This window comes from Streptosporangium nondiastaticum (genome assembly GCF_003011965.1).
Classification (GTDB): Bacteria; Actinomycetota; Actinomycetes; order Streptomycetales; family Streptomycetaceae; genus Streptomyces; species Streptomyces nondiastaticus.
Window position 1 is genome coordinate 1 of record NZ_PXWG01000385.1, and the last position, 409, is coordinate 409.

The following is a 409-nucleotide window of genomic DNA, read 5'->3' on the forward strand; positions in this document are numbered from 1 at the left end:
GACGATCCACATTCAGGTGCGGGCGTTCGACACCTCCGGGAACGCGTCCGCGTGGAGTTCTCCCGCCACCGACCACACCACCGCATCCGACGTAACGGCACCCCCGGTCACCTCGGCGCCCGTGGTCAGCAACTACCTGGGCGTCCTGAAGATCGCCTGGGATGGGTTGACCTCGACCGGGGGATCGGAACTCGCGGCAGCACCGGATTTCGATCACGTCGAGGTGCACCTGTCGACGGCGTCCGGGTTCACCCCGTCGACCTCCACCTACTTCGACCGCCTGTACGCGGCCGGGGTGGTGGTGTACACCGACGGCGTCTACGGCACCACGTACTACGCGAAGCTGGTCCCGGTCGACGGGTCCGGCAACAAGGGGGCGGCGTCGGGGCAGGGCTCGGACGCCCCGGCG

General features: G+C 68.9%; 1 protein-coding gene. It reads left to right on the forward strand.

Annotated features, from left to right (window positions below; all coding sequences use genetic code 11):
- On the forward strand, positions 1-409 hold a 409-nt coding region (locus B7P34_RS38045; RefSeq protein ID WP_223268640.1), incomplete at both ends, for a hypothetical protein.